23 protein-coding genes are annotated in these 23,568 nt (G+C 71.4%); 19 read left to right on the forward strand and 4 right to left on the reverse strand.

What is annotated here, in order from left to right:
• The first annotated feature begins 21 nt into the window (after window positions 1-21).
• From ACFYXC_RS23750 to ACFYXC_RS23775, 6 genes are all read left to right on the forward strand, one after another.
• Window positions 22-1,809: an ABC transporter substrate-binding protein gene (locus tag ACFYXC_RS23750; protein ID WP_389553968.1), complete on the forward strand. Its 1,788-nt coding sequence runs from the start codon at window positions 22-24 to the stop codon at window positions 1,807-1,809.
• Between the two features lie 117 nt (window positions 1,810-1,926).
• Window positions 1,927-2,925: an ABC transporter permease gene (locus ACFYXC_RS23755; RefSeq protein WP_388911482.1), complete on the forward strand. Its 999-nt coding sequence runs from the start codon at window positions 1,927-1,929 to the stop codon at window positions 2,923-2,925.
• Window positions 2,922-4,019: an ABC transporter ATP-binding protein gene (locus ACFYXC_RS23760; RefSeq protein WP_388910943.1), complete on the forward strand. Its 1,098-nt coding sequence runs from the start codon at window positions 2,922-2,924 to the stop codon at window positions 4,017-4,019. The genes ACFYXC_RS23755 and ACFYXC_RS23760 overlap by 4 nt, the downstream gene beginning before the upstream one ends.
• 14 nt (window positions 4,020-4,033) lie before the next feature.
• The gene (locus ACFYXC_RS23765) at window positions 4,034-5,299 is read left to right on the forward strand and encodes an ABC transporter ATP-binding protein (RefSeq protein WP_389553969.1); all 1,266 of its coding nucleotides are present in this window, start codon (window positions 4,034-4,036) and stop codon (window positions 5,297-5,299) included.
• 58 nt (window positions 5,300-5,357) lie between these two features.
• Complete coding sequence (locus tag ACFYXC_RS23770) at window positions 5,358-6,059, forward strand: trimeric intracellular cation channel family protein (protein ID WP_389553970.1); 702 nt, start codon at window positions 5,358-5,360, stop codon at window positions 6,057-6,059.
• A gap of 87 nt (window positions 6,060-6,146) precedes the next feature.
• Window positions 6,147-7,013, forward strand: a complete 867-nt coding sequence (locus ACFYXC_RS23775) for a thioesterase family protein (RefSeq protein WP_389553971.1) — start codon at window positions 6,147-6,149, stop codon at window positions 7,011-7,013.
• Window positions 7,014-7,359: 346 nt separating this feature from the next.
• Here ACFYXC_RS23775 and ACFYXC_RS23780 read toward each other — a convergent pair whose 3' ends face one another.
• Window positions 7,360-7,977: a TetR family transcriptional regulator gene (locus ACFYXC_RS23780; RefSeq protein ID WP_389553972.1), complete on the reverse strand. Its 618-nt coding sequence runs from the start codon at window positions 7,975-7,977 to the stop codon at window positions 7,360-7,362.
• A gap of 138 nt (window positions 7,978-8,115) precedes the next feature.
• Between ACFYXC_RS23780 and ACFYXC_RS23785 the strand changes: the two genes are divergently transcribed.
• The 3 genes from ACFYXC_RS23785 to ACFYXC_RS23795 all read left to right on the forward strand — a co-directional run bounded on the left by ACFYXC_RS23785 (window position 8,116) and on the right by ACFYXC_RS23795 (window position 9,964).
• Entirely contained in the window at window positions 8,116-8,283 is a 168-nt protein-coding gene (locus tag ACFYXC_RS23785; RefSeq protein WP_389553973.1) for a hypothetical protein, read from the forward strand.
• Between the two features lie 113 nt (window positions 8,284-8,396).
• On the forward strand, window positions 8,397-8,666 hold the full coding sequence (locus ACFYXC_RS23790) for a DUF4190 domain-containing protein (protein WP_389553974.1): 270 nt from the start codon (window positions 8,397-8,399) through the stop codon (window positions 8,664-8,666).
• Window positions 8,667-8,794: 128 nt separating this feature from the next.
• Entirely contained in the window at window positions 8,795-9,964 is a 1,170-nt protein-coding gene (locus tag ACFYXC_RS23795) for a cysteine desulfurase family protein (protein WP_388910969.1), read from the forward strand.
• A gap of 181 nt (window positions 9,965-10,145) precedes the next feature.
• Here ACFYXC_RS23795 and ACFYXC_RS23800 read toward each other — a convergent pair whose 3' ends face one another.
• Window positions 10,146-10,946: an N-acetylmuramoyl-L-alanine amidase gene (locus ACFYXC_RS23800; RefSeq protein WP_389553975.1), complete on the reverse strand. Its 801-nt coding sequence runs from the start codon at window positions 10,944-10,946 to the stop codon at window positions 10,146-10,148.
• Window positions 10,947-11,006: 60 nt separating this feature from the next.
• Between ACFYXC_RS23800 and mnmA the strand changes: the two genes are divergently transcribed.
• Window positions 11,007-12,134 (forward strand): tRNA 2-thiouridine(34) synthase MnmA, encoded by a 1,128-nt coding sequence (gene mnmA / locus ACFYXC_RS23805; RefSeq protein WP_389553976.1) that lies wholly within the window; start codon window positions 11,007-11,009, stop codon window positions 12,132-12,134.
• 58 nt (window positions 12,135-12,192) lie between these two features.
• Here the strand turns inward: mnmA and ACFYXC_RS23810 are convergent, their stop codons facing one another.
• Both ACFYXC_RS23810 and ACFYXC_RS23815 read right to left on the reverse strand, forming a co-directional pair.
• Window positions 12,193-12,516 (reverse strand): DUF427 domain-containing protein, encoded by a 324-nt coding sequence (locus ACFYXC_RS23810; RefSeq protein ID WP_389553977.1) that lies wholly within the window; start codon window positions 12,514-12,516, stop codon window positions 12,193-12,195.
• 183 nt (window positions 12,517-12,699) lie between these two features.
• Window positions 12,700-13,158 carry a peptidoglycan-binding protein gene (locus tag ACFYXC_RS23815; protein ID WP_389553978.1) on the reverse strand — a complete coding sequence of 153 codons (459 nt, stop codon included), beginning with the start codon at window positions 13,156-13,158 and terminating at the stop codon, window positions 12,700-12,702.
• 358 nt (window positions 13,159-13,516) lie between these two features.
• Here ACFYXC_RS23815 and ACFYXC_RS23820 point away from each other — a divergent pair, with 358 nt between their 5' ends.
• From ACFYXC_RS23820 to gatC, 9 genes are all read left to right on the forward strand, one after another.
• Window positions 13,517-14,302, forward strand: coding sequence for a helix-turn-helix domain-containing protein (locus tag ACFYXC_RS23820; RefSeq protein WP_389553979.1), 786 nt, complete (start codon window positions 13,517-13,519; stop codon window positions 14,300-14,302).
• Entirely contained in the window at window positions 14,299-15,225 is a 927-nt protein-coding gene (locus ACFYXC_RS23825) for a helix-turn-helix domain-containing protein (RefSeq protein ID WP_389553980.1), read from the forward strand. Before ACFYXC_RS23820 ends, ACFYXC_RS23825 begins: the two co-directional genes overlap by 4 nt.
• A 120-nt stretch (window positions 15,226-15,345) precedes the next feature.
• Window positions 15,346-15,885 carry a TIGR00730 family Rossman fold protein gene (locus ACFYXC_RS23830; RefSeq protein ID WP_389553981.1) on the forward strand — a complete coding sequence of 180 codons (540 nt, stop codon included), beginning with the start codon at window positions 15,346-15,348 and terminating at the stop codon, window positions 15,883-15,885.
• Window positions 15,886-16,024: 139 nt separating this feature from the next.
• Window positions 16,025-16,477, forward strand: coding sequence for a DUF5707 domain-containing protein (locus tag ACFYXC_RS23835; protein WP_389553982.1), 453 nt, complete (start codon window positions 16,025-16,027; stop codon window positions 16,475-16,477).
• Window positions 16,478-16,553: 76 nt separating this feature from the next.
• Window positions 16,554-17,252 (forward strand): SDR family oxidoreductase, encoded by a 699-nt coding sequence (locus ACFYXC_RS23840; protein WP_388911020.1) that lies wholly within the window; start codon window positions 16,554-16,556, stop codon window positions 17,250-17,252.
• Between the two features lie 125 nt (window positions 17,253-17,377).
• Window positions 17,378-18,346 carry a methionine synthase gene (locus tag ACFYXC_RS23845; protein WP_388911488.1) on the forward strand — a complete coding sequence of 323 codons (969 nt, stop codon included), beginning with the start codon at window positions 17,378-17,380 and terminating at the stop codon, window positions 18,344-18,346.
• A 15-nt stretch (window positions 18,347-18,361) separates the two neighbouring features.
• Window positions 18,362-20,578 carry an NAD-dependent DNA ligase LigA gene (gene ligA, locus ACFYXC_RS23850; RefSeq protein WP_388911023.1) on the forward strand — a complete coding sequence of 739 codons (2,217 nt, stop codon included), beginning with the start codon at window positions 18,362-18,364 and terminating at the stop codon, window positions 20,576-20,578.
• Between the two features lie 261 nt (window positions 20,579-20,839).
• On the forward strand, window positions 20,840-23,146 hold the full coding sequence (locus ACFYXC_RS23855; protein ID WP_389553983.1) for a putative bifunctional diguanylate cyclase/phosphodiesterase: 2,307 nt from the start codon (window positions 20,840-20,842) through the stop codon (window positions 23,144-23,146).
• 123 nt (window positions 23,147-23,269) lie between these two features.
• The gene (gatC, locus tag ACFYXC_RS23860) at window positions 23,270-23,566 is read left to right on the forward strand and encodes an Asp-tRNA(Asn)/Glu-tRNA(Gln) amidotransferase subunit GatC (protein WP_149509469.1); all 297 of its coding nucleotides are present in this window, start codon (window positions 23,270-23,272) and stop codon (window positions 23,564-23,566) included.
• Window positions 23,567-23,568 lie beyond the last annotated feature (2 nt).

A 23,568-nucleotide genomic window follows, 5' to 3' on the forward strand; every position in this document is an offset into this window, starting at 1 on the left:
GCTACATATCGGAGGATCCGAGTGAGTACCCAACGCACCACAGGGCGGCGCAAGCAGGCCGTGGCCGCCGCAGCCGTGGTCGCTGCACTGCTGTCCACGGCGGCGTGCGGCGGCGGCAACGACGACGAGGGCGGTTCGAAGGGCGGCGCGGCCGGCTTCAACGCCGCGAACAACAAGGTCGCCCAGGCTTCCCTCGCCAAGAAGGGCGGCACGCTGAAGTTCGCGGGCGCCCAGGACGCCGACTCGTGGGACACCACGCGCGGTTACTACGGCTTCATGTGGAACTTCTCCCGGTACTACAGCCGCCAGCTGGTCACCAACAGCACGGAGCCGGGTGCCAAGGGCGCCCAGGTCACTCCGGACCTCGCCACCAAGACCGCGCAGATCTCGGACGACGGCAAGACCTACACGTACACGCTGCGTGACGGGGTCACCTGGGAGGATGGCAAGCCCATCACCTCCAAGGACGTCAAGTACGGCATCGAGCGCGTGTGGGCGCAGGACGTGCTCTCCGGCGGTCCGATCTACCTCCAGCAGGTGCTCGACCCCAAGAAGACGTACAAGGGCCCGTACAAGGACAAGTCCGCGGACAAGCTGGGTCTGAAGGCCATCGAGACGCCGGACGACAAGACGATCGTCTTCAAGCTGCCCGCGGCGAACTCGGACTTCGAGGAGATTCTCGCGCTGACCTCGGCGTCCCCGGTCCGCCAGGACAAGGACACCAAGTCGAAGTACGGCCTGAAGCCGTTCTCGTCCGGCCCGTACAAGTTCCAGTCGTACACGCCGAACAAGAACCTCACGCTGGTCCGCAACACCGAGTGGAAGCAGTCCTCGGACCCGGTCCGCAAGGCGTACCCGGACAAGATCACGGTGAACTTCTTCACCAACGCCAATGACATGGACCAGCGCCTGATCAACGGCGACTACGACCTGGACATCGGCCAGACCGGTCTCTCCCCGCAGGGCCGCACCACCGCCCTGAAGCAGCACAAGGCGAACCTGGACAACCCGGTCTCCGGCTACATCCGCTACGCGGTCTTCCCTCAGAGCGTCAAGCCGTTCGACAACGAGCACTGCCGCAAGGCCGTGATCTACGGTGCCGACCACGAGTCGCTCCAGACCGCCCGCGGTGGCCCGGTCGCCGGTGGCGACATCGGCACCAACATGCTGCCGCCGTCGGTCCCGGGCGCCGAGGGTCAGAAGTACGACCCGTACGAGTCGGCCACGACGAACAAGAACGGCAACGTCGCCAAGGCCAAGGAAGAGCTCAAGGCGTGCGGTAAGCCGAACGGCTTCAAGACCACCATCGCGGTCCGCAACAACAAGCCGGTCGAGGTCGCCACGGCGGAGTCCCTCCAGGCTTCGCTGAAGAAGGTCGGCATCACCGTCGAGATCGACCAGTTCGACGGCGCCCAGACCACCGGCATCATCGGTAGCCCCGCCAACGTGAAGAAGAAGGGCTACGGCATCATCATCATGGGCTGGGGTCCGGACTACCCGACCGTCACAGGTTTCGGCCTTCCCCTGTGGAGCAGCGACTACATCCTTGAGAGCGGCAACAACAACTTCGCCCTGATCAAGGACAAGACGATCGACGGCCTCTTCGACAGCTACACGAAGGAGCTCGACGACGCGAAGAAGGCCGAGATCTCCACGGAGATCAACCACAAGGTCATGGAGGGCGGCTACTACCTGCCCTTCGTCTTCGAGAAGTTCATCAACTGGCGCTCCAGCCGTCTGGCGAACGTCTACACGACCGACGGCTACAGCGGTCAGTACGACTTCGTCAACCTCGGCCTGAAGAAGTAACACCGACCGGCGCACCCGCCATACGGCACGAAAGGCAGGTGAAGGCCGGCGCGGCGTGACCCGCGGGCCACCGGAGGACCTCCGGTGGCCCGCGGCACCGCCGCCGGGCCGAGAGCAGTGCTCGCATACCTCATCAGGCGGCTCTTCGCCGCCGCAGTGATGCTGGTGGTCATCGTTTTGGTGGTCTTCTGCATCTTCTTCCTCGTCCCCCGCTGGGCGGGCGTGGACCCGGCCACGATGTTCGTCGGCAAGCAGGCGGACCCTGCGGCCATCGAGGCCGTGCGGCAGAAGCTCGGTCTGGCAGACCCGATCTTTGCCCAGGTCTGGGAGTTCTTCAAAGGCTTGTTCGTAGGCCGCACGTACGCTGGTGGCGGCGACGTCACGCAGTGTTCGGCCCCCTGCTTCGGCTACTCCTTCCGCAACGAGCAGGCCATCTGGCCGGTGCTCACCGACCGCTTCCCAGTGACCCTGGCTCTCGCGCTCGGTGCCGCTGTCCTGTGGCTGATCTTCGGTGTGGCGGCGGGTGTGCTCTCCGCGCTCAAGCGCGGATCCCTCTGGGACCGTGGCGCGATGATCGTCGCCCTCGGCGGCGTCTCGCTCCCCATCTACTTCACCGGTCTGCTGTCGCTCGCGATCTTCAGTTACGGGCTGGGCTGGATCGACGCCCAGTACGTGCCACTGGAGGAGAGCTTCACCGGCTGGTTCGGCGGCATGATCCTGCCCTGGGTCACGCTCGCCTTCCTCTACGCCGCGATGTACGCCCGTATCACCAGAGCGACCATGCTGGAGGTCCTGGGCGAGGACTACATCCGGACGGCCCGCGCCAAGGGCCTGACGGAACCCGTCGTCATCGGCAAGCACGCCATGCGTTCCACCATGACGCCGATCCTCACCATGCTGGGCATGGACCTCGGCGCGCTGATCGGTGGCGCGATCCTCACCGAGACCACCTTCAGCCTTCCCGGCCTCGGCCAGGCGGTGCTCAAGGCGATCAGCGACAAGGACCTGCCCGTCATCCTGGGCGTCACGCTGATCACCTCGCTCGCGGTGATCATCGCGAACCTGCTGGTGGACCTGTTGTACGCCGTGATCGACCCCCGAGTGAGGCTCTCATGACCGAACTCAGCAAGAGCGGAGCAGCGGTGGGTGAGCCCGTCAAGGGTTCGCCCGCCCCCTCCGCCTTCCTCGAAGTCCGCGACCTCAAGGTGCACTTCCCGACCGACGACGGCCTGGTCAAGTCCGTCGACGGGCTCAGCTTCTCGCTGGAGAAGGGCAAGACCCTCGGCATCGTGGGCGAGTCGGGTTCGGGCAAGTCGGTGACCTCGCTCGGCATCATGGGCCTGCACACGGCCGGCCAGTACGGCAAGCGCAAGGCGCAGATCTCCGGCGAGATCTGGCTGGACGGCACGGAACTGCTCTCCGCCGACCCCGACCACGTGCGCAAGCTGCGGGGCCGCGAGATGGCGATGATCTTCCAGGACCCGCTGTCCGCGCTGCACCCGTACTACACGATCGGCCAGCAGATCGTGGAGGCGTACCGGATCCACCACAAGGTCGACAAGAAGACGGCCCGCAGGCGGGCCGTCGAGATGCTCGACCGGGTCGGCATCCCGCAGCCCGACAAGCGCGTCGACAGCTACCCGCACGAGTTCTCGGGCGGTATGCGCCAGCGCGCGATGATCGCGATGTCGCTGGTCAACAACCCCGAGCTGCTGATCGCGGACGAGCCGACGACCGCCCTGGACGTGACCGTCCAGGCGCAGATCCTCGACCTCATCCGGGACCTGCAGAAGGAGTTCGGCTCCGCGGTCATCGTCATCACCCACGACCTGGGCGTCGTCGCCGAGCTCTCCGACGACATCCTGGTGATGTACGGCGGCCGCTGCATCGAGCGGGGTCCGGCCGAGAAGGTCTTCTACGAGCCCAAGCACCCCTACACCTGGGGTCTGCTGGGTTCCATGCCGCGGCTCGACCGCGAGCAGACCGAACGGCTGATCCCGGTCAAGGGCTCCCCGCCCTCGCTGATCAACCTCCCGTCGGGCTGCGCGTTCAACCCGCGCTGCGCGTACGCGGACGTCCCCAAGGACAACGTCACCCGCACGGTCCGCCCCGAGCTGTCCGTGGTCGGCAGCCAGCACTGGGCCGCCTGCCACATGACGCAGGAGCAGCGGGAGCGGATCTGGACCGAAGAGATTGCGCCCAAGCTGTGAGCGAGGACAAAGCAGTGACCCCTTCCGCGCAGAGTGGCGGCGCGACCCTCACCAGGGACGCCGCTCCCGGCGAGACGCTCCTGAAGGTGACGGGGCTGCAGAAGCACTTCCCGATCCGCAAGGGCCTGCTCCAGCGGCAGGTCGGCGCGGTGCGGGCGGTCGACGGCCTCGACTTCGAGGTCAGGTCCGGCGAGACGCTGGGTGTCGTCGGCGAGTCCGGGTGCGGCAAGTCGACGATGGGCCGGCTGATCACGCGGCTCCTCGAACCGACCGCGGGCACCGTGGAGTTCGAGGGCAAGGACATCACGCACCTCGGGGTGGGCGCGATGCGCCCGATGCGCCGTGACGTCCAGATGATCTTCCAGGACCCGTACTCGTCGCTGAACCCGCGCCACACCATCGGCACGATCATCAGCGCCCCCTTCAAGCTCCAGGGCGTCACGCCCGAGGGCGGCATCAAGAAGGAGGTCCAGCGGCTGCTGTCGGTGGTCGGTCTCAACCCCGAGCACTACAACCGCTACCCGCACGAGTTCTCCGGCGGCCAGCGCCAGCGCATCGGCATCGCCCGCGCACTCGCGCTCAACCCGAAGATGGTCGTGGCGGACGAGCCGGTCTCCGCGCTCGACGTGTCGATCCAGGCGCAGGTGGTGAACCTGCTGGACGACCTCCAGCAGGAGCTCGGCCTCACGTACGTGATCATCGCGCACGACCTGTCCGTCGTACGCCACGTCTCGGACCGTATCGCCGTGATGTACCTCGGCAAGATCGTCGAGCTGGCGGACCGCGACTCGCTGTACAAGGCGCCGATGCACCCGTACACCAAGGCGCTCATGTCGGCGGTGCCGATCCCGGACCCGCGGCGCAAGTCGGCCAAGAGCGAGCGCATCCTCCTCCAGGGGGACGTGCCCTCGCCGATCGCGCCGCCGAGCGGCTGCCGCTTCCACACGCGGTGCTGGAAGGCCACCCAGATCTGCACGACGACCGAGCCGCCGCTCCTGGAGCTGAAGGTCGGTCAGCAGGTCGCCTGCCACCACCCGGAGAACTTCGAGGACCAGGCACCGCAGGACACCGTGCTGCTGACCGTCGCGAAGGAAGCGGCGGAGCTGGTGGCCGACGAGGTGCTCGCGGAGTCCGCGGCGACCTCGGCCGCGGTCGCGGCCGAGGTCGCGGAGACGGCCGCCGTCACCGAGGCGCCGGCCGCGAAGGCTCCGGTCGAGGAGACTCCGGAGGCCCCGGTCAAGGAGACTCCCGCCAAGGAGACTCCCGCCGAGGAGAAGTAGGCAGCCGGAAGGCAGCAGCAGTGAGTAACGGCAAGTAACACCGAGCCCCCGCCTTGCAATGGAAGGCGGGGGCTCGGTGCTGGGTGAGAATACAGAGGTGCTCCAGCAACTCTTCACCCCCACCGTCCAGCACACCCTCGAACTGTTCGGCATCTTCGTCTTCGCGATCTCCGGCGCGCTCCTCGCCGTGCGCAAGAACTTCGACGTCTTCGGCATCGCCGTCCTCGCGGAGGTCACCGCGCTCGGCGGCGGACTCTTCCGGGACCTCGTCATCGGAGCCGTGCCGCCGGCGGCCTTCACGGACCTCGGGTACTTCCTGACCCCGCTCCTCGCCACCGCGCTCGTGTTCTTCCTCCACCCCGAGGTGGAGCGGATCCAGCTCGGGGTGAACGTCTTCGACGCGGCCGGTCTCGGCCTCTTCTGCGTCGCGGGCACGACGAAGGCGTACGAGTACGGGCTGGGCCTGACCGCCTCCGCGACCCTGGGCCTGGCGACGGCGGTCGGCGGCGGTGTGCTGCGCGACGTCCTCGCCAACGAGGTGCCGTCGCTGCTGCGCTGGGACCGCGACCTGTACGCCGTGCCCGCGATGGTGGGGGCCACGATGGTCGCCCTGTGCATCCGCTACGACGTGCTGACCCCCGTCACCTCGGCGCTCGCCGTCGTCACCGCCTTCGTGCTGCGGCTGCTCGCGATGCGGTACCACTGGCGGGCGCCCCGGGCCTGGCACCGCCGCTCGACGGCGGTCGAGGTGCCGGACTGATCCCCGCTCCTGTCGCGCATCCTCGTGTTCATGTGAAGGAAACGGAAAAAGCTACTGCTTAGTAATTGCCTGTTGTAGCGTGCAGGCATGCCAGAAGCAGCTTCCGCGCACGCGACCCGGGCCAGGATCGGCGACAGCGAGTTCGACCGCGACACCGCGGTCACCCGACGCGAGCCCGGCGTCTACGACATCGACCTGTCCGCCGGGTGGACGATCATCACCGCCGTCAACGGCGGCTACCTTCTCGCCGTCCTGGGCCGCGCCCTCGCGGACGCCCTGCCGCACGCCGACCCGTTCACTATCAGCGCGCACTATCTGACGGCGTCGCAGCCGGGTCCGGCGGTGGTGCGCACCGACGTCGTACGCACCGGTCGCACCCTCTCCACCGGCCAGGCGTCCCTGTTCCAGTACGACGACGAGGGCCGCGAGATCGAGCGGATCCGCGTACTCGCCTCGTACGGGGACCTCGACGGGCTGCCCGACGACGTCCGTACGACCGCGCTGCCGCCCGCGATCCCGCCGATGGACCAGTGCTTCGGCGCCGCGGACGGCCCCGCTTCCGTGCCCGTCCCCGGCAGTTCCGCCATCACGGACCGGCTGCTGCTCAAGCTCGATCCCGCCACGCTGGGCTGGGCCCTCGGGGCGCCGTCCGGCAAGGGGGAGATGCGGGCCTGGTTCGGCCTCGCCGACGGCCGTGACGCGGACCCGCTCTCGCTGCTCCTGGCGGTGGACGCGCTGCCGCCGACCGCCTTCGAGATCGGTCTGTCCGGCTGGGTCCCCACCGTCGAACTGACCGTGCACGTGCGCGCCCGCCCGGCGCCGGGTCCCCTCCGGATCGCCATCACCACCCGCAACCTCGCCGGCGGCTTCCTGGAGGAGGACGCCGAGGTCTGGGACACCACGAACCGCCTCGTCGCCCAGTCCCGCCAACTGGCCCGCGTGAGACTGGGCTGAGCAGGCCCCGTAAGGGGCGCGGGGGCTGCGCGGCCCGCCCCCACCGGCGTGCGGCCGACATCCGGTCCGCGGTGCCCTGCCCTGGCTCTGGGCGAGGGGTGGGCGTCGTGTGCCGGCCGGCGGGGGGCTGAGCGCGCATTTCCCGCGCCCCTAAGGAGGGCGCACGGTGTCGGCCCGTCCCGCAAGGGGCGCGGGGAACTGCGCGCTCAACCCCCACCGGCGGGTGCGTGACGTACTCCTGCGGTCCGGAGTGACGACCGCGGGCCGGTGGGGCGGGCCGCGCGGTTCCCCGCGCCCCTGACGGGGCGCGCCCGTCGGCGGGCCGGCGCCCGGTGGAGGGCGGGCGTCAGCCCAGCCAGTGGCGGCGGCCGATGCTGATCAGCCGCATCCGGCGCCGCGCCACCCGGGCCACCCGCTCCCGCTCCTCCGGACCGGCCTCCAGAAACGTACTGGCGGTCACCAGCATCTGGTCGACGTACAGCCCGGCCAGCATCAGCAGATCGTCGTCGCTCCAGCCGGCGGACTCCGGCTGCCCGGCCAGCGCGGCCCTCACCTCGTCGGTGAACCGTTCCATCTGCTCCGCGATCGCGGCCCGTACGGCCTGCACGCCACCGTTGCGCTCACGGGCGATGAACCGGATGTGCGCCGGATGCTCGCGCACGTGCCGGGCGATCAGATCGACGGCCCGGTCTATGCGTTCCTCGCTGTCCCCGGACGCGGACACCGTGCCGGAGATCATGGGATGCAGACTGCCCAGCGCCTCCTCGACCAGGGCGACACCGAGATCCGCGGTCGAGTGGAAGTGCCGGTAGAAGGCGGTCGGGGCGACGCCGACGGCCCGGGTGACCTCGCGCAGGCCCAAACTGCTGAGGCTCTGCTCCTCCAGCAGACCCAGCGCGGCGTCCAGGAACGCCTGTCGGGTCCTCTGCTTCTGTGCCTGCCGGACGCCGGGACTGTGACTCATGCCATGCAGTAAACAACTGTTCTCCGGAAGAGGGAAGTTGTGAAGCCCGCTAGGCTGGGTAGTCAGTGAACAACTGTAACGACAAGCGTTCACCGACTCGTCGAGTAGCGACTCGCCGGACCTCACGGGAGGCACCTCATGCTGTTCCTCGTCGCAGCGCTTCTGCTGCTGGGCGTCGTGCTGGGCACCGTGGCCCACGCCCCGCTCTCCTTCACCCTGGTCGCCGCCGTGGTCATCGGCGTCTGGCTGGCCGTCTTCGCGATCCGCGAGCGGCACGGCCGCCGCCGCGCGACCTCCTCCGACTGAGCCGTCACCCGCCACGACCGGTCCGCGTACCACCTACTCGCGCACGACCTGTCCGCATACCACCTGTCCGCATACCACCTGTCCGCGTACGACTGTCCGCTGGGAGCAGACACATGGAACTCACCACCGCCGCCCCGCGGCGCCGGAGCGCCGCCCGTGACGCCGACGGCATGGCTGTCGCGTCGTTCGTCCTCGGCCTCGTCGGCCTGCTCGCCCTGAACGTGATCCTGGGCCCCGTCGCCATCACCCTCGCCTCGGGAGCCCTCCTGAAGGGCACCACCCGCCGCGGCCGGGCCTTCCTCGGCCTCGGCCTGGGCGTCGCCGACCTCCTGGTCCTGCTGGCCTTCATGTCGGCGGACGACACCCTGTCCTGGAGCTTCTGAGTCCGCCACGGGCCCCGGACCGAGCGCGCACCGAGTGCGGGCCGGGTGCGGGCCGGAGCCCGGACCGGGTGCGGACGGCCCCCGCCCGACCGAGCCCGCCACGGGCGGGCCCTAGAATCGGGCCTACCATGGCATACCTCGACCACGCCGCGACCACCCCCATGCTCCCGGAGGCGGTAGAGGCGATGACCGCCCAGTTCGCCGCCACCGGCAACGCCTCCTCCCTGCACGCCGCCGGCCGCCGCGCCCGCCGGACGGTCGAGGAAGGCCGCGAGACCCTGGCGGAGGCCCTCGGCGCCCGCCCCAGCGAGGTGGTCCTCACCTCCGGCGGCACCGAGGCGGACAACCTCGCCGTGAAGGGTCTGTACTGGTCCCGCCGCGACGCCGACCCGGCCCGCACCCGGATCCTGGCCAGCCCCGTGGAACACCACGCCGTCCTCGACGCCGTCGACTGGCTCGGCGAGCACGAGGGCGCCACGGTCGAGTACCTGCCGGTCGACCGGTACGGCCGCGTCCACCCCGAGGCCCTGCGCGAGGCCATCGCCCGCAACCCCGACGACGTCGCCCTCGCGACCGTCATGTGGGCGAACAACGAGATCGGCACGGTCATGCCGGTCCGTGAACTCGCCGACGCGGCGGCGGAGTTCGACGTTCCGCTGCACGCCGACGCCGTGCAGGCGTTCGGCCAGGTCCCCGTCGACTTCGGCGCCTCGGGACTCGCCGCGATGACCGTCTCGGGCCACAAGATCGGCGGCCCGTACGGCATCGGGGCGCTGCTGCTCGGCCGCGAGTACAGCCCCGTACCGGTCCTGCACGGCGGTGGCCAGGAGCGGCATGTGCGCTCCGGCACCCTGGACGTACCCGCCGTCGCCGCGTTCGCCGTGGCGGGCCGGACCGCGGCCGAACAGCGGGAGTGGTTCGCCCGCGAGATCGGCGGGCTCCGCGACGACCTGGTCGCGACGGTGCGCGCGGCCGTGCCGGACGCGATCCTGGGCGGCGATCCGGCGGAGGGGGGCCGCCTCCCCGCGAACGCCCACTTCACGTTCCCGGGCTGCGAGGGCGACTCACTGCTCCTGCTGCTCGACGCGCAGGGCATCGAGTGCTCCACGGGCTCCGCGTGCACGGCCGGTGTGGCCCAGCCCAGCCACGTCCTGCTCGCCACCGGCACGGACCCCGACCTGGCGCGGGGCACCCTGCGCTTCTCCCTCGGCCACACCTCGACGGAGGCGGACGTCGAGGCGGTCGGCAAGGCGATCGGCCCGGCGGTGGAACGGGCACGGACGGCCGGCCTGAGCTGAGCGCTCCGCCGCCGGATCCGGCACGGGTGGGGCCGGTCGCTCGCGGCCGCGGGCCGGTGGGGGCCGGGTGCGCAGTTCCCCGCGCCCCGGGCCCCTTCGGCGGCACGGTGTCCGAGCCCCGTCGCGGCCGGCTGCGAGCCGTCCGTGGCCGAGCGCGCGGTTCCCGGCGCCCCTGGCGGGGCTATGCGCTGCGCGCGGACGGGCCGGCCGACGGGGTCGCCGCCTTCCTCGCGGCCTCGCGGACCAGGGGTATGTAGCGGTCCCAGTCCCAGTGCGGACCGGGGTCGGTGTGGTCGGTGCCGGGGACCTCGACGTGGCCGATGATGTGCTTCCGGTCCACGGGAAGGTCGTAACGGGCGCAGATCCGGGCCGTCAGGCGGGCCGACGCCTCGTACATCGCGTCCGTGAAATCCTCCGGGCGGTCCACGAATCCCTCGTGCTCGATGCCGACACTGCGCTCGTTGAAATCGCGGTTGCCCGCGTGGAAGGCCACGTCCAGTTCGCGGATCATCTGGGTGATGCGGCCGTCCTGGCGGACGATGTAGTGCGTGGCCGCTCCGTGGCCGGGGTCCTGGAAGACCTTCACGGCGCTGTGGTAACTGCCCTGCGTGACGTGGATGATCACGCGGTCTATGCCGAAGTCGTCGGGCCGGTCCGCGCGCCGCCAGTTCGCCGAGGACGCCGCCACCCAGCGGGCACCCCGGAAGTCGACCTCGCCCTCCTTGCGCGGCTTCTCCACGCTCGGCAGCCGCCACCACAGACGCCCCAGCTCGTCCCGGGCCAGCAGAGCGGTGCCCACGGCGGCCGCGGCGCCGCCGATGAGCAGCGCGCGGCGCCCGACGCGCCGGTCGGAGTCGCCGCCGCCCGGGTCGGAGCCCCCGCCACGGGTTCCGGAGTCGCCGCCGCGCACGCCGGAGCCGCCGCCACCGCGCACGCCGGAATCACCGCCGTGCCGGTCCGGGTCGTTCGTCGTCTCCCCCATACGATCTTCAACGGATACTCGCGGGCTCCGGTTCCCGGGGACCCGTACTCTGGAGGGGTTATGACTGAGACCTCACAGCGCCCCCGCCCCCTCCGCGTCCTGGCCGCCATGTCCGGCGGCGTGGACTCCGCCGTCGCCGCCGCCCGTGCCGCGGAGGCCGGGCACGACGTGACCGGTGTGCACCTCGCCCTCTCGGCGAACCCGCAGTCGTTCCGCACGGGCGCGCGCGGGTGTTGCACCATCGAGGACTCCCGCGACGCCCGCCGGGCCGCAGACGTCATCGGCATCCCGTTCTACGTGTGGGACCTCGCCGAGCGTTTCCGCGAGGACGTGGTGGACGACTTCGTGGCCGAGTACGAGGCAGGGCGCACCCCGAACCCCTGCCTGCGCTGCAACGAGAAGATCAAGTTCGCGGCCCTGCTGGACAAGGCCCTCGCCCTCGGCTTCGACGCGGTCTGCACGGGCCACTACGCGCAGGTGCTGGTGAACGAGGACGGCACGCGCGAGCTGCACCGCGCCTCCGACATGGCGAAGGACCAGTCGTACGTGCTCGGGGTCCTGGACGACCGCCAGCTCGCCCACGCGTTGTTCCCGCTGGGCGACACGGTCACCACCAAGGACGAGATCCGCGCGGAGGCCGAGCGCCGGGGCCTGGCCGTCGCCAGGAAGCCGGACTCGCACGACATCTGCTTCATCGCCGACGGCGACACGCAGGGCTTCCTGGCGACGCGCCTCGGCAAGGCGGAGGGCGACATCGTCGACGAGTCCGGCGCGGTCGTCGGCAGCCACGAGGGGGCGTACGGCTTCACGATCGGCCAGCGCAAGGGTCTGCGCATCGGCACCCCGGCGCCCGACGGCAAGCCGCGCTACGTGCTGGACATCTCCCCGGTGAACAACACGGTGACGGTGGGCCCGGTGGCGGCCCTGGACGTGTCCGCCCTGACGGCGATCAAGCCCCGCTGGTGCGGCGCGGCCCCGACGGGCCCCGGCACGTACACAGCCCAACTCCGCGCCCACGGCGGCGAGACCGAGGTCCGCGCCGAGCTGGTGGACGGCACCCTGGAGGTCACCTTCACGGAGCCGGTCCGCGGGGTGGCCCCCGGCCAGGCGATCGTCCTGTACGACGGCACGCGCGTGGTGGGCTCGGCGACGATCGCAACGACGGAACGGGCCACGGCCCCGGCCTGACGAGGTCGAGCGGCGCAGGCACGGGGCCGGAGAAACGGGTCCGCAGGACCGGGTGGAGTCAGACGGTCTCCACCTCGTAGAAGCAGAAGTGGTCCTTGATCTGCGCCACCTCCGGCTTCGGGTCCGGGTAGGCCCAGACCAGGTCCGGGGCGTCCGGGAGCGACCAGTAGGACGCGTCACCCTTGAACGGGCAGTGGGTGGAGGTGTCCGACGGGGTCAGCAGGTCCACGTGGACGTCCTCCGGCGGGAGGTAGTAGCGCGGCGGGAGACCCGTCTCGCGGAGCACCAGCGGGCGCGTGCTCTCCGCGAGCACCTGTCCTCCGTGCACGACGCGGACGTGCTCGGTGCCCTGCTCGACGGTGATGCGGTGTCCTGCGGTCACGGCTTCTCGCCCTCCTCGGGTGGTGGTACCGGCAGCGGTTCCGACCGGTACAGCGTGGGCCGGTGCCGGATTCTTCCCGCGGGGCCCTTCCAGCCGTACGGAGGGCGGGAGAAACGCGGGCCCGGTACCGGGGTCGGTACCGGGCCCGGTGCTCTCGCAGGGCGCGTCCACCGAGGACCTCGCTCAGCAGGACGCCTTGCTGTCGGCGGCGAACCGCTTGAAGGCGGCCCGGGTGCCGGACCCGGCGATCCCGTCGATCGCGCCGGTGTAGCCCTGGTGTGCCTTCAGGCTGCGCTGCAGCCCCGACACCGTGCCGCTTCCGACGACGCCGTCGATCGCGCCGGTGTAGCCCCAGTGCGCCTTGAGGTTGCGCTGCATCGCCTTCCAGCTGTTGGTGCCCAGCTGTCCGTCGATCGCGCCGGTGTAGCCCCAGAAGTCCTTGAGCCAGCACTGGACGTACCCGGCCTCCGTGGTGTTCAGGCCGAGATTGACCACGGCCAGCGGGGCGGCGTCCTCGGAGATCGCCGGCGGTGTCGCGGACGGGGCGGATGCCGCGGCGCTCGCGCTCGTGGCCGTCAGCCCCCCGACGGCGATACCGACCGCCGCGGTGGCCCCGACCAGTGTCCTCGCCAGAACTCGCATGTGCTGTCCTCCCGTTTCGTGAAGCGGTGGGCACTTGACGCCTCGTCCTCTCCCCCGGGGAGGACGAGGCGCCGCACAGGGGCGGCGCGGGGTGGACCGCGCCGCCGTCGTGCTCCCCAGACACTGCGCGCCGCCCCACCCGCGGTGCCAGGGAAGCCGCGGGACTTGGACGTGCTCGGGACGTCCCGGCCGCCTGCCTGCGGGGACTCCGGAGGAGGTGCGGCTTCAGTGGGACGCCGGGACGGGGCCGGGACGGCTGAAACGGTTCGGTCGCTCCGCCGGTCCCCGGCACGAGGGGGAACTGGAGCGCGAAAGTGCGACATCTTTCTGTGCGGGACCTCAAGACGTGGGGTGGAACATGTCTCGATGGAAGAAGCTGCCCGATTCGCTCGACCCGCACGTGCGGCAGTTCGTCGTGCAGCTGCGAAGACTCAAGGACCACAGCGGCCTCGGACTCGCGGTACTGGCCGGCAGGACGGGGTACAGCCGCTCCTCCTGGGACCGCTATCTCAACGGGAAGGCGCTGCCTCCGGTCGAGGCGGTCGAGGCCCTGGCGCGGGCCTGCGACACCGACCCGGTCCGGCTCGTCGCGCAGTGGGAGGTGGCCGCGGGGGCCTGGGACACGGCACCGACACCGACGACGGCACCGGAGTCGGAGTCCGAGCCGGACGGAACCACGGCCGGTGACCGCGGCACGCGGGTGCCCTGGCGGGCGATGGCGCTGTCCAGCGCCACCACGGCCCTGGTGCTGCTGGCCGTGTTCGCGTGGATCGCGCCGTGGGAGGACGACGGCGGGGACGGGGGCGGGGGCGCCAAGCCCTACACCGGCGAAGCCCACCCGAAACTGGGGGAGTTCGTCTATCAACCGGGCAAGGACTACCCCTGTTCGGTGAAGCGCGACGACGACGGCCTCCTCTACGCGGGCTACAGCCGTACGCGGGTGGAGCTCATCCAGGAGTCGTCCACCCGGTGGTCCGTGGTGGAGGCGCAGTGCCTCCTCGAACACCACCACCAGTCACCCGGTGCGGCCGACGGGATCTTCGGCAGTGCCACCGAGCGCGCCGTCAAGCGTGCGCAGGAGAAGGGGAGGGTCGCGGTCGACGGAAAGATCGGGCCGGACACCTGGGGGGTGCTGCGGAGGTGAACCAGGAGAAGCAGACGCAGGGAGCCCGCTCGCAGGGCGCGGGGGAGACGGAGGGCCGGGCCGTGCGGCCGGCGCAGTGCGAGCGGCTCGCCCGTACGCTGCGCGAACTGCGGTCCGCGACAGGGCTGAGCCTGGCCGCGCTCGCGGCCAGGACCCCGTACAGCAAGTCGTCCTGGGAGCGCTACCTGAACGGCAAGGCGCTGCCGCCCCGGCAGGCGGTCGAGCAGTTGTGCCGCCTCGCGGGTGAGCGTCAGGACCGGCCGCTGGCCCTGTGGGAACTGGCCGAGTCGGCCTGGAGCGGGCGGTCCGGCGTGGGGCCCGCAGTCGGCGACGGGACCGGTGGCGGGGGCGCCGCACCGGGGTCGGCAGCCCCGGCCGGCGTACCGCCGGCTCCGCCCGGACTCCCGGACCGACGCCACCACTTCGTGCGCCGTGTCGCCGGAGCACTCGCCGGTTGCGCGGTCGTCGCCGCCGGCGTGCTCATGGTGACGTGGGGTTTCGGCAGCGGTGACAGCGACGCGAAGGGCGCCGCGTCGCCGAGCCGTTCCGCAGCCGGACCGACTTGTTTCGGCGACGCGTGCACCGGCAGGAACCCGGAGTCCACGGGCTGCTCGAACGCCGCGCATCCGGCCGGCACCCTGGCCGAGCGGCGTTTCGACGGCGGCACGGTGGTCAAGGTCCGCCGCTCCGTGCGGTGCGGGACGGTGTGGGCCCGTATCGACCGGGGCCGCGAAGGGGACCGTGTCGAGATCACCGCACCGGGAATCGAACCCCAGCAGAGCGAGGTGCGGGACCGCTTCGACGAAGAGGGTTCCCTTTCGACGCCGATGGCGGCGGCGAACCCCCGTCTCTTCCCCGAGGTCGAGAGCTGCCTGGTGCGCGACGGTGCACGTCACTGCTTCCCGGTGGCACCCGGGAGTTGAGACCGTACGGACATCCCCGCCGCCTTCGTCTGCCGCCTTCGGCGCCTTCGGGCCCTTCGGCGTGGTCCGGGTACGCCACGGCTCATGGCCGACCGCACCGCGATCTCATAGCGTGGGCCCATGAACATCTGTGTCTTCCTCTCCGCCGCCGAGCTCGACGAGCGTTACACCGGGCCCGCCCGCGAGTTCGCCGAACTGCTCGGCAAGGGCGGGCACACGCTCGTGTGGGGCGGTTCCGACGTCGGCCTCATGAAGGTCGTCGCCGACGGCGTGCGGGAGACGGGCGGACGGCTGGTGGGCGTCTCCGTGGAGTTCCTCGGCGCCAGGGCGCGCAAGGACGCGGACGAGATGGTCGTCGCCCGGGACCTCGCGGAGCGCAAGGCGCTGCTCCTGAAGAAGGCCGACGCCGTCGTCATCATGGTCGGCGGGACGGGCACGCTCGACGAGGCGACCGAGATCCTGGAACTGAAGAAGCACGGGCACACCGACAAGCCGGTGGTCCTGCTCAACACCGCCGGTTTCTACGACGGCCTGAAGGAGCAGTTCCTGCGCATGGAGGCCGAGGGCTTCCTGCCCGTACCACTCACCGACCTGGTGTTCTTCGCCGAGGAGGCCGTGGGGGCGCTGGCCTACCTGGAGGAGAGCCGCGGCACGCAGTGAGCGGGGGAGCGCGGTGGCGCGGGCGGCGTACTCAGGCCGGCTGAGTACGTGCGCTCATGACCGGCCGGGCGGCGCGCGGCCAGTATCGGTGCAGCGGCGCGGTCGAGAGCGCCGCCCCGATCCAGTTGCGGAGAACCCGATGTCCCGTCGTATCGCCCTGTCCGTCGCCGCCGGTGTCGTCCTGCTCGGCGGTGCCGGGGCCTTCGCGCTCGCCCACGCCGGGGAGCAGCCTCCGGTCCTGGCGGACAGCACCGCCCGCTACAGCGCTCCCGAAGGCGACCGCGACGGCTCGCTGACCTTCGTCACCGACGTCACGGCGTCCTCCGGCATCAAGAGCGTCAAGGTGCTCGCGTGGCCGCAGGACTCCTCCTTCGCCGAGAAGGGGCTGACGAAGAAGGACATGGCCGCGGTGGAGCCGGCCGTCTGCGAGCCGTCGGGTGAGGACTCCGCGCGCTGCACCTACACCGTCGCGGTCACCGCTTCCGACGCCGCGTCGTCCCCGCGTGGCGCCTGGCACGTCGCTGTCCTGGCCACCGCCGGGAACGGCACCACGACCCTGGACACCGAGGCGGCCGGCTTCACCGTCGGCTGACCGGCGCAGCCGCGGGTGGCGCGCCGCGCGGCCCGGCCGGTACTGGCGTCGAGGCGGACGCGCGGATGCTGCGAGCATGGTCCGCATGGCTACTCATGTGATCACCGGAGCCGGCTCCGGCATCGGCGCGGCCGTCGCCCGCCGCCTCCACGCGCGCGGGGACGACCTCGTGCTGCACGCGCGCGACGCCGGCCGCGCCAAGGAACTGGCCGCCGAGTTCCCCGGCGCCCGGACCCTCGTCGGCGACCTCGCGGACCCGGACCGGCTGTCCTGGGCGTTCTCCCACCAGGCGCTGCCCGACCGCGTGGACTCGCTCCTGCACATCGCGGGCGTCATCGACCTCGGCCGGGTCGGTGACCTGACTCCGAAGACCTGGCGCCACCAGCTCGACGTCAACCTCATCTCGCCCGCCGAGCTGACCCGCCACTTCCTGCCCCAACTCCGGCTCACCCAGGGCCATGTGATCTTCGTCAACTCCGGTTCCGGACTCAACGCGGGCCACGAATGGTCCGCGTACGCCGCGTCCAAGCACGGGTTGAAGGCTCTCGCCGACGCGCTGCGCCACGAGGAGCACGCGAACGGCGTCCGCGTCACCTCCGTCTACCCCGGCCGCACGGCGAGCCCCATGCAGGCCAAGGTCCACCAGCAGGAGGGCAAGGAGTACGACCCCGCGAAGTGGATCGACCCCGAGTCCGTCGCGACGACCATCGTGATGGCGCTGGACCTGCCCAGGGACGCCGAGGTCAACGATCTGACGGTACGCCCGGGACGCTGACCGGGCACCGGGCCCCGTGCGCCGGCGGCCCTCCGGTGCGGTCCGGGGCCCCACGGATTCCGTAGGCTGCCCGGGTGAGCGAAAACAGCGAGTTCAGGCCCGGCCCCGCCACCGGCATCGGGTCGATGCCGGGCGGGGACGCCCGGGAGGCCGCCAAGAGCGTGGCCGGGACCTTCGAAGGCCCGGAGACGGGAATGCCGTTCCTGGCGGAACTGCCCGCCCGTGGCCCCGGCGCGGACATGATCGGCCGCACCGCCGGGATGCTGGTCGAGCTGTACGCGCGCGTGGAGCCCAGCGGCTGGCGGCTGGGGGACCGGCCGGGCCGCGACACCAAGCGCGCCAGGTCCTGGCTCGGCGAGGACCTCGACGCCCTGGAGGAGTTCACCCAGGGGTACGAAGGACCGCTGAAGGTGCAGGCGGTCGGGCCCTGGACGCTCGCGTCCGCCCTGGAGCTGCGCAACGGCGAGGTGGCCCTCTCCGACGCCGGGGCCTGCCGCGACCTCGCCGGTTCGCTCGCCGAGGGCCTGCGCGAACACCTCGCCGACGTACGTCGGCGCGTCCCGGGCGCCGAGATCGTCCTGCAGCTCGACGAACCCTCGCTCACCGCCGTCCTGCAGGGCCGGGTGCGGTCCGCGAGCGGCTACCGCACCCACCGGGCCGTGGACCGGCAGGCCGTCGAGGCCACCCTGCGCGAGGTCATCGGCGTGCAGGCGGGCGGACCCGCCGTCGTGCACTCCTGCGCCCCGGACGTCCCGTTCGCGCTGCTGCGCAGGGCCGGGGCGGCGGCCGTCTCCTTCGACCTCGCACTCCTCACGGAGCGTGACGAGGACACGATCGGGGAAGCGGTGGAGGGGGGCACCAGGCTGTTCGCCGGTGTCGTGCCGGGGACGGACGTCCCATTGTCAGACCCTGCCGGTAGCGTCATGGGTGTCAGGACGCTGTGGCGCAGGCTGGGGCTGAGTCCGGGGCTTCTCACGGACGCGGTCACCCTCACCCCGTCGTGCGGACTCGCGGGCGCCTCCCCCGAGTACGCGCGCCGGGCGCTCGCCCACTGTGTCCGGGCGGCGAGATCCCTCGCGGACAACCCAGAGTAACGGGAGGACGACACGGTGGCCGGCGACAAGGACGCACAGACCGCCTCGGCCGAGGCTGCTGCCGCGGGGCCCGCGCCCAGCGAGGCACGGGAGAAGCACGCGCAGCTCGCGGAGCAGATCGAGGAACACCGCTTCCGGTACTACGTGAAGGACGCGCCGGTCGTCAGCGACGCGGACTTCGACAAGCTCCTGCGTTCGCTCCAGGCCCTGGAGGACGAGTATCCCGAGCTGCGCACCCCGGACTCGCCGACCCAGAAGGTCGCCGGGGCGTACGCCACGGAGTTCACCGCCGTCCAGCACCGGGAGCGCATGCTCTCCCTGGACAACGCCTTCGACGACGAGGAGCTGGCCGCCTGGGCCGACCGCCTCGCCAAGGAGGTCGGCACGTCCGCGTACCACTTCCTGTGCGAGCTGAAGGTCGACGGCCTCGCGGTCAACCTCACGTACGAGCACGGGCGCCTCACCCGCGCGGCGACCCGCGGCGACGGCCGCACCGGCGAGGACATCACGCCCAACGTCCGGACGATCGCGGAGATCCCCGACCGCCTGCGGGGCGAGCGCATCCCCGACCTCGTGGAGATCCGCGGCGAGGTCTACTTCCCGATGGAGAAGTTCGAGGAGCTCAACGCCCGCCTGGTGGAGGCCGGCGACAAGCCCTTCGCCAACCCGCGCAACGCGGCGGCGGGTTCCCTGCGCCAGAAGGACCCCCGCGTCACGGCGTCCCGCCCGCTGCACATGGTCGTGCACGGCATCGGCGCGCGCGAGGGCTTCGACATCGACTGCCTCTCGCACGCGTACGAGCTGCTGCGCGAGTGGGGCCTGCCGACGACCCCCTACGGAAAGGTCGTCGAGGACCTCGACGCCGTACGGGAGTTCATCGCGCACTACGGAGAGCACCGCCACTCCGTGGAGCACGAGATCGACGGTGTCGTCGTCAAGCTCGACGAGATCCCCCTCCAGGGCCGCCTCGGCTCGACCTCCCGCGCCCCCCGCTGGGCGATCGCCTGGAAGTACGCGCCGGAGGAGGTCAACACCAAGCTCGTCAACATCCGGGTGGGCGTGGGCCGCACCGGCCGCGTCACCCCGTACGCGCAGGTGCAGCCGGTCACCGTGGCCGGCTCCGAGGTCGAGTTCGCCACGCTGCACAACCAGGACGTGGTCAAGGCCAAGGGCGTCCTCATCGGCGACACCGTGGTGCTGCGCAAGGCCGGTGACGTCATCCCCGAGATCCTCGGACCGGTCGTCGACCTGCGCGACGGCAGCGAGAAGGAGTTCGAGATGCCCGCCGAGTGCCCCGAGTGCGGCACCGAGCTGGCACCCGCCAAGGAGGGGGACATCGACCTGCGGTGCCCCAACGGCCGCACCTGCCCGGCCCAGTTGCGCGAGCGGCTCTTCTACCTCGGCGGCCGCAAGTCCCTGGACATCGAGAACTTCGGTTACGTGGCCGCCGCCGCGCTCACCAAGCCCCTGGAACCGTCGGAGCCGCCGCTGGGGGACGAGGGCGACCTCTTCGACCTCACGATCGAGCAGCTGCTGCCCATCAAGGCGTACGTCCTGGACCAGGACAGCGGACTGCCCAAGCGGGACCCGGAGACCGGCGAGGAGAAGATCGCGACCGTCTTCGCCAACCAGGAGGGCGGGCCCAGGAAGAACGCCGTCGCGATGCTGCAGCACATCGCCGCGGCCAAGGAGCGCCCGCTCGCCCGGATCATCACCGGCCTGTCCATCCGGCACGTGGGCCCGGTCGCCGCCGAGGCCCTGGCCCGTGAGTTCCGCTCGATCGACCGCATCGAGCAGGCCACCGAGGAGGAACTCGCCGCCGTCGAGGGCGTCGGCCCCACCATCGCCGCCTCGCTGAAGCAGTGGTTCACCGTGGACTGGCACCAGGAGATCCTCCGCAAGTGGAGGGCCGCCGGCGTCCGCATGGAGGAGGAGAGTTCCGGCGAGGACGAGGGACCCCGCCCGCTCGCGGGGCTCACCGTCGTCGTCACGGGCACTCTGGAACGTCACACACGCGACGGAGCGAAAGAGGCACTGCAGAGCCGGGGAGCGAAGGTGACCGGCTCCGTTTCGAAGAAGACCTCCTTCGTTGTCGTAGGTGACAACCCTGGATCGAAGTACGACAAGGCGATGCAACTCAAAGTTCCGGTTCTGAACGAGGACGGTTTCGCCGTACTGCTCGAACAAGGACCGGAGGCGGCGGCGGACGCGGCGCTTCCGATCGAGGAGTAGCGGTTGAAGACCACCCGTTCGGCGCATACCAGATGCATACGGGTGCCCGGGTCGCATTCGGGCAACCGTGGACGACCGCTGCCCGTGGAGCCCTTCTGCGGCCTACTGTTGAGATGTGCGCCTGCCGTGCCCAGCTGCGGCCGGGGCATCCCCCTGCTTCTCAGGAGCCGGGGGAAGGCTTTTCGGACGCGGTGCCGGTGAGGGACCAGTCGGGCACCGGGCCGCGTGGCGTGGGCACCGCCGGCTGTGAGAGGGACGGGAATGGAACCGACCGAGAGCGCCGCCCCGGACTCACGGCTGCGCCCGCGCTGGATGACCGGCGTCCGGCGATGGGGGCACCCCGTGCTGGAGCGAAGCCGGGAGCCGGGGGCGGGCCCCGGGGCCGCCGGGCCCGCTGAGCGGCCCCGCGCACCGGGACGTACCGCCGGGCAGCGCGTCGTGACGGACGGACGGGGCGCCGGCCGCGTCACCGCCGTCCAGGGGCCGCACGCCCACTCCCACGCGCCGCTGTCCGGGCCCGAGACCGACCGGCAGCCGTCCTGGCCCGCGCTGCCCGCGGCGGTCGTCGGGTCCGCCGCGTTCGTGCTGGGCGCGGGGTTCTACCGCGCCTTCGCCGGCCATCACGCGCTCTTCCCCTCCGGCTCCGTGGGCTGGGCGCTGGCCGTCCTGGTCGGCGTCATCGTCGGCCATCTGGTCGCGCTCGGCCGGTCCCGCTGGTGGGGCGGCACGGGCTCCGGAGCGGCCCTCACCCTCGCCGTCCTGCTGCTGTACGGCTGGGTGCCGGCCGGGATGGTCAGCCTCACCGTCGTCGTGCTCGTCGGCATAGCCCGGCGCCACCGCTGGCGGCAGGGCATCCTGCACGGCGGCGTGGACATCCTCGGCATCGGCGCCGGGGCACTGGTGCTGGCCGCGTTCGGCCGGGCGCCGTCCGTGGAGACGCCCTGGAAGCCCGAGAACTGGACCGTCTACAGCGTGCCGCAGGTGGTGTTGGTGGCCGGGGCGTATCTCGCCGTGAGCCGCGCGCTCCTGTGGTACCTCCATGCGCCCCGGACGGGCGGACTGCCGACCGTGGCACGAACCGCGCTGGTCAGGCAGGGTCTGGTCGCCGTCGCGCTGCTCGGTATCGCCCCACTGATCTGTGTCGTCGCGATCGCCCTCCCCGTGCTCCTGCCGCTCTTCGCCGTGCCGCTCATCGCTCTCGACTCCACGCTCTGGATAGCGCGCGCCCGGGCCGAGGAGCAACTGCGTGACCCCCTCACCGGACTGCCCAACCGACAGTGGCTGCTCGAACGGACCTGGCGGGCGCTGGACGACGCCGAACGGATCGGTGCGCGTTCCGCTCTGATGCTGATCGACCTGGACCGCTTCCGGTCCGTGAATGACACGCTCGGGCATCTCGCGGGCGACCGGCTGCTGTTGCAGATAGCGGACCGGCTGCGGATCGCCCTGCCGCGCGGGGCGGAGGCCGCGCGGCTCGGCGGGGACGAGTTCGCCGTGCTGCTGCCCGTCGCCGACTCGACGACGTCCGCGACGCGGGTGGCCCGCAACCTCGTGACCGCGCTCGGGTCGCCTCTCGACCTCGACGGCCTGACGCTCGTGCTCGAGGCCAGCGCCGGGCTCGCCGTCTTCCCCGATCACGCGCTGGACGCGGAGGGGCTGCTGCGGCGGGCGGACGTCGCGATGTACCAGGCGAAGAGGGACCGCACGGGGGTGGAGGTCTACGAGTCCAAGCGGGACTCCAACACTCCCGACCGGCTCGGCCTCCTGGGGGATCTGCGGCGGGCGCTCGACGCGGGGGACGTCGAACTGCACTACCAGCCGAAGGTGCGCTTCGACGGACAGGTCGCCGGTCTGGAGGCGCTCGTACGGTGGGTGCACCCCGAGCGCGGGAAGGTACCGCCGGACGAGTTCATAGCCATCGCCGAGTCCTCCGGTCTGATGCCGCATCTCACCGAGTACGTACTGGAGGCGGCCCTCGCGCAGGTGGCGCGCTGGCGGGCGCAGGGGCTTCGGGTCCCGGTCGCCGTCAACGTGTCGCCCCGGGACGTGCACACGCCCGGGTTCGCCGGTTCGGTGGCCGCGCGGCTCGCTCGGCACGGGGTCCCCGCGGGGGCGCTGCAGCTGGAGATCACGGAACACGTCCTGCTGGAGGACCCGCAGCGGGCCGGGGACACCCTGGCCGCGCTGACCGGGCACGGCGTGAAGATGTCGCTCGACGACTTCGGGACCGGGTACTCGTCGCTGGTGCACCTGCGGCGGCTGCCGGTGAGCGAGCTGAAGATCGACCGGTCGTTCGTGGCCCGGCTCGCCGTGGACACCGAGGACGCGGAGATCGTGCGCTGCACGGTCGATCTCGCCCATTCGCTGGGGCTGCTGGTCGTGGCCGAGGGCGTCGAGGACGACGAGACGTGGGAGCGGTTGCGGGACCTCGGGTGCGACGCGGTGCAGGGGTGGCTGGTGGCCGCGGCGATGCCTCCGGAGGAGGCCACGGCGTGGCTGCTGGCGCGGGGGTCGCGGGGGTGGCAACGGCCGAAGGCCGCGTTGCCTGCGGCGGCGGGGGACGAATGAAAGACCTTTCCCACCCGCCCGCCCGCCCGTCGTACGGCCCACCGGGAAACCGATGTACGGGGACGTTCGTGTGCCCCATAGGATTGGGGCACATCACACGTACTCACCCCTGAGGATCGCTGCATGGCTGGCATCACGCGCGAGGAGGTCGCCCACCTCGCCCGACTGGCGCGTCTGGAGCTGAAAAGCGAAGAGCTCGACCACTTCGCCGGGCAGCTCGACGACATCATCGGCGCGGTCGCCCGCGTCAGCGAGGTCGCCGACCAAGACGTACCGCCGACCTCCCACCCGCTGCCGCTGACGAACGTCATGCGCGCGGACGAGGTCCGTCCGTCGCTCACCCCCGAGCAGGCGCTCTCCGGCGCCCCGGCCCAGGAGCAGCAGCGTTTCAAGGTGCCGCAGATCCTGGGGGAGGACTAATC

The organism is Streptomyces sp. NPDC002701, assembly GCF_042889045.1.
Classification (GTDB): domain Bacteria; phylum Actinomycetota; class Actinomycetes; order Streptomycetales; family Streptomycetaceae; genus Streptomyces.

Coding starts and splice junctions, on each gene's coding strand:
- ACFYXC_RS23795 (WP_388910969.1), top strand. CDS start 8,795: ATGGCATACCTCGACCACGCCGCGACCACCCCCATGCTCCCGGAGGCG.
- ACFYXC_RS23845 (WP_388911488.1), top strand. CDS start 17,378: ATGCCGGGCGGGGACGCCCGGGAGGCCGCCAAGAGCGTGGCCGGGACC.
- ACFYXC_RS23835 (WP_389553982.1), top strand. CDS start 16,025: ATGTCCCGTCGTATCGCCCTGTCCGTCGCCGCCGGTGTCGTCCTGCTC.
- ACFYXC_RS23855 (WP_389553983.1), top strand. CDS start 20,840: ATGGAACCGACCGAGAGCGCCGCCCCGGACTCACGGCTGCGCCCGCGC.
- ACFYXC_RS23785 (WP_389553973.1), top strand. CDS start 8,116: ATGCTGTTCCTCGTCGCAGCGCTTCTGCTGCTGGGCGTCGTGCTGGGC.
- ACFYXC_RS23815 (WP_389553978.1), bottom strand. CDS start 13,158: ATGCGAGTTCTGGCGAGGACACTGGTCGGGGCCACCGCGGCGGTCGGT.
- ACFYXC_RS23840 (WP_388911020.1), top strand. CDS start 16,554: ATGGTCCGCATGGCTACTCATGTGATCACCGGAGCCGGCTCCGGCATC.
- ACFYXC_RS23760 (WP_388910943.1), top strand. CDS start 2,922: ATGACCGAACTCAGCAAGAGCGGAGCAGCGGTGGGTGAGCCCGTCAAG.
- ACFYXC_RS23775 (WP_389553971.1), top strand. CDS start 6,147: ATGCCAGAAGCAGCTTCCGCGCACGCGACCCGGGCCAGGATCGGCGAC.
- ACFYXC_RS23820 (WP_389553979.1), top strand. CDS start 13,517: ATGTCTCGATGGAAGAAGCTGCCCGATTCGCTCGACCCGCACGTGCGG.
- ACFYXC_RS23780 (WP_389553972.1), bottom strand. CDS start 7,977: ATGAGTCACAGTCCCGGCGTCCGGCAGGCACAGAAGCAGAGGACCCGA.
- ACFYXC_RS23770 (WP_389553970.1), top strand. CDS start 5,358: ATGGAAGGCGGGGGCTCGGTGCTGGGTGAGAATACAGAGGTGCTCCAG.
- gatC (WP_149509469.1), top strand. CDS start 23,270: ATGGCTGGCATCACGCGCGAGGAGGTCGCCCACCTCGCCCGACTGGCG.
- ACFYXC_RS23790 (WP_389553974.1), top strand. CDS start 8,397: ATGGAACTCACCACCGCCGCCCCGCGGCGCCGGAGCGCCGCCCGTGAC.
- ACFYXC_RS23830 (WP_389553981.1), top strand. CDS start 15,346: ATGAACATCTGTGTCTTCCTCTCCGCCGCCGAGCTCGACGAGCGTTAC.
- mnmA (WP_389553976.1), top strand. CDS start 11,007: ATGACTGAGACCTCACAGCGCCCCCGCCCCCTCCGCGTCCTGGCCGCC.
- ACFYXC_RS23800 (WP_389553975.1), bottom strand. CDS start 10,946: ATGGGGGAGACGACGAACGACCCGGACCGGCACGGCGGTGATTCCGGC.